The sequence below is a fragment of the Cytophagia bacterium CHB2 genome (genome assembly GCA_030263535.1).
In the GTDB taxonomy this organism is placed as follows: Bacteria; Zhuqueibacterota; Zhuqueibacteria; order Zhuqueibacterales; family Zhuqueibacteraceae; genus Coneutiohabitans.
The window spans coordinates 1-5974 of the sequence record SZPB01000385.1; the positions used below are offsets into that span (position 1 = coordinate 1).

Here is a 5974-nt window from a genome sequence, read left to right on the forward strand (position 1 = left end):
AATTGCCGCGCGAAATAAATGTCCACATTATCTTCAAACACCACGGTGACGATGGACAAGCCGAATTTGGAGAGCGAGCGCAATTCGGTGAGATCGGGCAAGCCGCTCATGGTGACTTCGATGGGAAAGGTGATGAATTTTTCCACCTCCACCGGCGAGCGTCCGGGCGCTTCGCTGATGACTTGCACTTGGATGTTGGTGACATCCGGAAAAGCGTCGATGGGAATTTGCAGCCACGCATTGACGCCAAGTCCGACGAGCAGGAGCGTGACGATAAAAATCAGCACGCGGTTGCGTAGCGAAAACGAGATGAGTTTATCGATCATGAGTTAATCCTTATTTGAAAGCAGAGTGCGATGATTTATCATCGCCAAAAAAAATCGCAAAACTGAAGTTTTGCACTCCGAGTTAGCGTTATGGACACGAAACCGAGCTGGGGCAAAAATTTTATGAGCTTTCATTTTTGTGTCCGAGACTTTTTGCAAAACTGAAGTTTTGCACTCCGGGAAATTTTAGTGCGCGTGCCCCTCCTCCAAGCCTTCCTTCGCCAATTCGGATTTCAAAATAAACGCGCCGTCGGTCACAACGCTGTCGCCCATTGCCAATCCATCCAGAATGGCAATGAAGCCGTCCATTTTTTGGCCGAGGCGAACTTCGTGTTTTTCGAATTCCCCATCTGCTTGCGGCACGAACACAAAACGCTGATCGCCTTCGGACTGCACTGCTGCTTCAGGCACGACGAGAACGTCGGCGGCCTCGCCGCTCTGCAAATTCACGGTTGCGAACATCTGCGGCTTCATCTTGCCGGTTGGATTCTCAGCTTCAATGCGCGCTTTGACGGTGCGGGTCGTTTCGTCGAGCACGTCAAAAATGGTGGTGAGCCGGCCGCGAAATTTTTCGCCGGGATAGGCCGCCACTTCGATTTCCGCCGTCAAGCCGGACTTGATCTTGGCTATATCTTTCTCGTAAATATCCACCAGCACCCACAGCGTGGAAAGATCTGCGACGTGAAACATGGTGCCGCCGACCTCGACGACGTGGCCGAGAATCTCGCTGGCTTCGGTGACCGTCCCGGCAAAGGGCGCGCGAATTTCGAGCAACGTTTTTGGAATGTGGGTCTCGGCGATTTCATTCAAATCTTTTTCGGTCGCGCCGATGACGAGCAGTTTGCGCCGCGCCGATTCAAAAATGGAACGCGCCGTTGGAAGTTCCGTCGAATCTTTTCTCGTGGCCGCCAGCTTCAAACGCTCTTCGGCTTGAATGAACTCCGATTGCGCGGCCAAATAGTCTTGGCTGTAAATCGTCGCCAGCAACGCGTCCTTTTGCACGCGGTCACCGAGAAAAGCGTAAACCTGCTCCACGCGACCGGGAACGCGCGCGGTGAGATGCGCCAGCCGGCGTTCGTTGAAAACGATACGTCCGGGCACAGGGATGGTCTGTTGCAAAGCGCGTGAGACCACGGGTTCGATTTTGATGCCGGCTTTCTGCTGCTGCTCGGCATCGAGGTGAACGACGTTGGCAGCCTCGCCATCATGATGCTCTTCGGCGGGCGCTTGCTGGTTTTCTGTTTTGCTGCAGGAAAACATTGCGGCAGCCAGCAAAAAGATTAAGATGAAAACAAACTTTCGTGACAGCATGTTTGAATACTCCATTTATTAGAAGTTAAATCTTTGCGTGCGCTTTTGATTTTGGTTCCGACTTGTTCAGCTTATGGTTGCAAAGCCGTTTCGCCGGCCACTTCCAAATCGGCCAGCGCAACGTGGTAGTTATACAAAGCACGATAATATTCCGCCTGTGTCGCGGTATACGTGCGGTAGATGTCGATCAAATTGAGCGCATCGATCTGGTCGGTTTGATAATGCGAGACGCCGGAGCGCAGCTCGTCTTCCACGTCGCGCAGCAAAGTTTCTTCAAAGAGCCGCACTTGCTCTTCCGCGGCCTTGACGCTGCGATGGGCGTTTTCAATCGCCGTGGTGATATTGCGGTCAACGGACTCGCGTTGAATTTGCGCCAAATCGATAAAAGCGCGAGCTTCTTCGGCTTGGCCGCGCGGGCCTTTCCAAAACCACAGCGGAATGGAGACGCCGATGTCGATGCCCCACAAACCGCTTTCGGTTACGCCCAACGGATTATCGGCGGTGAAGGGCGGTTGGCCATCGCGTTTTTGGTGGAACAAGCCGACGGCAAAATCCGGCAAATAACTTTTTTGCGCCAGCCGCATTTGCGCGCGACCGCGCTCAACGAGCGTTTCACTGAGACGGCGCGACACGCTGAGTTGGCGCATTTCATTCACCACCATCTCGACCGTTTTAGTAAACGGCTGATAGCTGAAGTCATCCGCGAGCGCCAACGGAGTAGAACCGGCGCGACCGAGCAACCGATTCAATTCCGCGAGCGCGTTTTGCGCCTCGCGTCGCGCCGCAATCAGCTCGTTGTTGATTTTCGCCAGTTCGGTTTTGGCGCGCAGCACTTCAAGAAACGTCACTTTCTGCGCCTGATAGCGCGCCGTGGCGGTCTCGCGAAACTGCTGCAACAAATCGGCGATCGCTTCGAAATTGGCAACGGATTTTTGATTCAGCCACGCTTGATAATAGGCGCGCTTGACGTCGGCGCTCACCAGCAGCTTGGTGCGCCGCAGACTTCCTTCAAGAAATTGCGATTCGATTTTCGCCACCTGCCCGCGCGCTCCCCGTTTGCCGGGAAATTCAAACGGCTGCACGAAACCAATATTGCGCTCGCCGGCTTTGGTGACGTTGAAATTCGACGGGGTTTCATCCCAATTGAGGCTGAATTCAAGATTGGGGAGGGCTTCAGCTTGTAGAATGCGGGCGCGGGCGGCTTCAACTTCTTTTTGCGCCGTCAGCACTTGCGGGTTGTTGGTCATGGCCAAATCAATGGCCTGTTGCAAAGACATTTTTCCCTGCGCGCCGCTGTTTTCAATTAAAAACAAAAATAAAAACAGTGCGGCCACGCAGGAACGCAAAAATAGAGACACGTTCTGGTTCCTTTTCTAAAAGATGGGGGAGTTTTCAGAATCGAAATAAAATTGGGAAAACTAAACGAGGGAGATTAAACACAGGGGGGATGATCAATCTCGCGGGACGGCGCAGCAAAAAAATGTGACTCTTCAAACATGTGAAGTTGCGCGATATTCAATACCGCGGCTTGCAGATTTATCTGGGAAAAATTGATCAATAGGTGGCAAAAACATTGGCAAGAATCATTCGCGCCGCTGCTGGCCGCTGCCGGCGGCGACGAATGCGCGGCAAGCAGGCCGCACAACAACGTCGCACAGTTTTCATCGGAACCGCCTTGCAGGCAATCCACATCGCCGCAGAAAACCAGGCCAAGCAGTTGGCTCACCAGCGTCACGCATGCGAGATATGAACAAAATTTCCGTCTGGTCAAATTCATGCGTGAAGATAGATGAAATGCGCGGAAAGCACAAGTTATTTTTTAGAAAAGGAGAGCACGACAGATTCCCTGTCGTGCTCTACGGAGGAATCGGCTCCCGCTGCCAGGAGAGGTTCAGCGCAAGCCGACATGAGGTTTAAGGGGAAGGGCTTTGAGGGTTGTGCTGCAATCAGCAATTCTCGTTTAGCGATACGTCTGTGACCGTGGCCGGCGGCTGTAATGCGTGCTGGCGCGCCACGTGACTTTTGCGATGACGGATCGCCAATTCGATTTGAGATGAGCAACACGCAACGCTTTCATGCGCTGCCACAGATTCACGCGCGGGTTTCCACTTCCGCGTTTTTTCTCAAAATTATCGACCGGCGATCGTGAGGAAAATTTTGCCGTTTGTCATCCTCCTTCGATTTGCTCTGCTCCGCATCGCGCCGGCGATAAAAGTTGCTATCCTCGTCCTGCGCTTGCGCCAATTCTTCTTGACGCCTGCGATAGAGCACAAACGCGATCACGCCGCCGATCAAAACCAATCCCAAAATCAACCAGAACCAGGATAAGCCGCTCGAGGATTCCGGGCGCGGTTGCGAAACCAGTGGCTGCGGTTGCGTTGTCTCTTGCGCCGAGGCTGACGGCGAACCCGCCGGCGGTGAATCAACACCGGCTACCGGCGTGGTATTGGGATTGCCGGTTGAAACCACGCTGGGCTCGGAACGGGAATACGCGCCGTTGTCTGGCGAAGCCTTTGCCGCCATTTGCTGCTGATCCACCAGAGAATTGACACTCGAAATCGTGCGCGCTTTGCGCAAATCTTCCATGACATTGGCGGCCGGCAGCAAGATTTTTTCGTCCGGCTCGATGTGATTGGGATTCGGCGCACGGTTCACCAATGCCAGCTCGCGCCAATAATCCGTATCGCCGTAATGTTCTTTGGCGAGCTTGCTGAGTGATTCGCCTTTTTGCACGTGGTGAACCTGCGGCGATTCGAGCCAGCGCAAACGACTCATGAGCAGGTTGTCATGCGCCATGACAAGCAGCAGGACGACGCCGCAAAAGGCCGTCAGCAAAACTTTCTTCATAACATCCTCCAAAAAAGTTAGGGTAGAAATTGGCTTCACATCGAAATCTTCCAACCGAGACGCGCGCCGAAGCGGCGCAGGCTGCGAAATAAAACCAACGCGACGCACGCCGACAAAATGCTAATGGCCAAAAATTTGTTATAGAGCGCAGGCACGGTTTGGCTGACAAGCGCACCCGTGGCCGCGCCGATCATGCCGATGGCGTAATTCATCGCACGCCCGCGTTCATGCGCACGATCACACAATGCAAAGGCATGGCCTAGTATCCAACCTAACAAGCATGAAAACAAAACAGGCAAAAGTGCCATGTCAATCCTCCGAGGCGGCTTTGAAATCCCGCTTGTGATTCCGTCGTATAGCGCACGTTTTCTTCCAGCATGATTGATCATCTTTTGAGGTGAATACAAAATTTGACGCAACAACAATCGCCCATGATCAACGCAAAACGATTGCCAAACTTGTTGCGTGCTTGGCAACAATGGCGTGATTATTTTGGGAGTCGTGGAATCAAGGATTTAGAAGAGAAAAAGCGGCGGGGAGAAAATTGGGCACGACTGCGCGGATAGAAACATCTTCGGAAAACGTGTAAAGACTGCCGAGAAGAAAGCACCGAGGGCGTAATTTTTACATGTCAAGACTCCAACCGATAACGTGCCAGTTTGTTGTGCAATGTTTTCAAACTGATCCCCAACACGTCTGCCGCTTTGGTTTTATTATTTTGATGCAGATCGAGTGTTTTGAGAATCAGCATGCGTTCCGCTTCGTCAACAGTAGTTCCGATTGGAATCGTGAGGGCGTTGGAGTTTTCTGCCGACAACATGTGCTTGGGCAAATCTGCGGCCGTGAGGTGACGGCCCTGGCAGAGAATCACGGCGCGTTCGATGACATTGCGCAACTCGCGCACATTGCCGGGCCAGGGATGGCGCAACAAAATATCGAGAGTGTCGCGGGTGAGGCCTGAAACTTTTTTGGCATTCTTTTCCGAAAAGCGCGCGATGAAATCCTCCACCAGCAAGGGCAAATCGTTCAAACGTTCGCGCAGCGGCGGCAATTCAACTTCAACGACGGCGAGGCGATAAAACAAGTCTTCGCGCAAACTCTTCTCCCGCACCGCCGCACGCACATCGCGATTCGTGGCTGAGATGAGGCGCACATCGACGCTGACTTCCTCGCGGCCGCCGAGCCGGCGAAACTTGCGTTCTTCGAGCGCGCGCAACAATTTCGCCTGCAACTCAAACGGCATTTCGCCGATTTCGTCAAAGAACAACGTGCCGCCATCGGCCAATTCAAAACAACCGTGTTTTTCCGCTAACGCGCCGGTGAAGGCGCCCTTTTCGTGGCCGAACAATTCGTTCTCGAGAATCTCCGCGGGCAACGCCGAGCAATTCATCGCGACAAACGGAGCCGCGCTGCGCTCGCTGCGGCGATGAATCGCGCGCGCGACGAGTTCCTTGCCGGTGCCGCTTTCGCCGGTGATTAAAACCGTGGCA

The 5974-nt window shown here is 53.5% G+C and carries 7 protein-coding genes; all 7 read right to left on the bottom strand.

The window, feature by feature from the left end:
- On the bottom strand, nt 1-326 hold a 326-nt coding region (locus FBQ85_25495; protein ID MDL1878486.1), incomplete at its 3' end, for an efflux RND transporter permease subunit.
- A 186-nt stretch (nt 327-512) separates the two neighbouring features.
- A complete protein-coding gene (locus FBQ85_25500) occupies nt 513-1652 on the bottom strand; it encodes an efflux RND transporter periplasmic adaptor subunit (protein MDL1878487.1) in 1140 nt (379 codons plus the stop codon).
- Between the two features lie 56 nt (nt 1653-1708).
- Nucleotides 1709-2995: a TolC family protein gene (locus FBQ85_25505; GenBank protein MDL1878488.1), complete on the bottom strand. Its 1287-nt coding sequence runs from the start codon at nt 2993-2995 to the stop codon at nt 1709-1711.
- 74 nt (nt 2996-3069) lie between these two features.
- A complete protein-coding gene (locus tag FBQ85_25510) occupies nt 3070-3414 on the bottom strand; it encodes a hypothetical protein (protein ID MDL1878489.1) in 345 nt (114 codons plus the stop codon).
- Nucleotides 3415-3728: 314 nt separating this feature from the next.
- The gene (locus tag FBQ85_25515; protein MDL1878490.1) at nt 3729-4484 is read right to left on the bottom strand and encodes a LysM peptidoglycan-binding domain-containing protein; all 756 of its coding nucleotides are present in this window, start codon (nt 4482-4484) and stop codon (nt 3729-3731) included.
- Between the two features lie 35 nt (nt 4485-4519).
- Nucleotides 4520-4792, bottom strand: coding sequence for a hypothetical protein (locus FBQ85_25520; protein MDL1878491.1), 273 nt, complete (start codon nt 4790-4792; stop codon nt 4520-4522).
- 323 nt (nt 4793-5115) lie between these two features.
- Nucleotides 5116-5974: sigma-54-dependent Fis family transcriptional regulator (locus FBQ85_25525; GenBank protein ID MDL1878492.1), on the bottom strand; the 859-nt coding region annotated here is incomplete at its 5' end.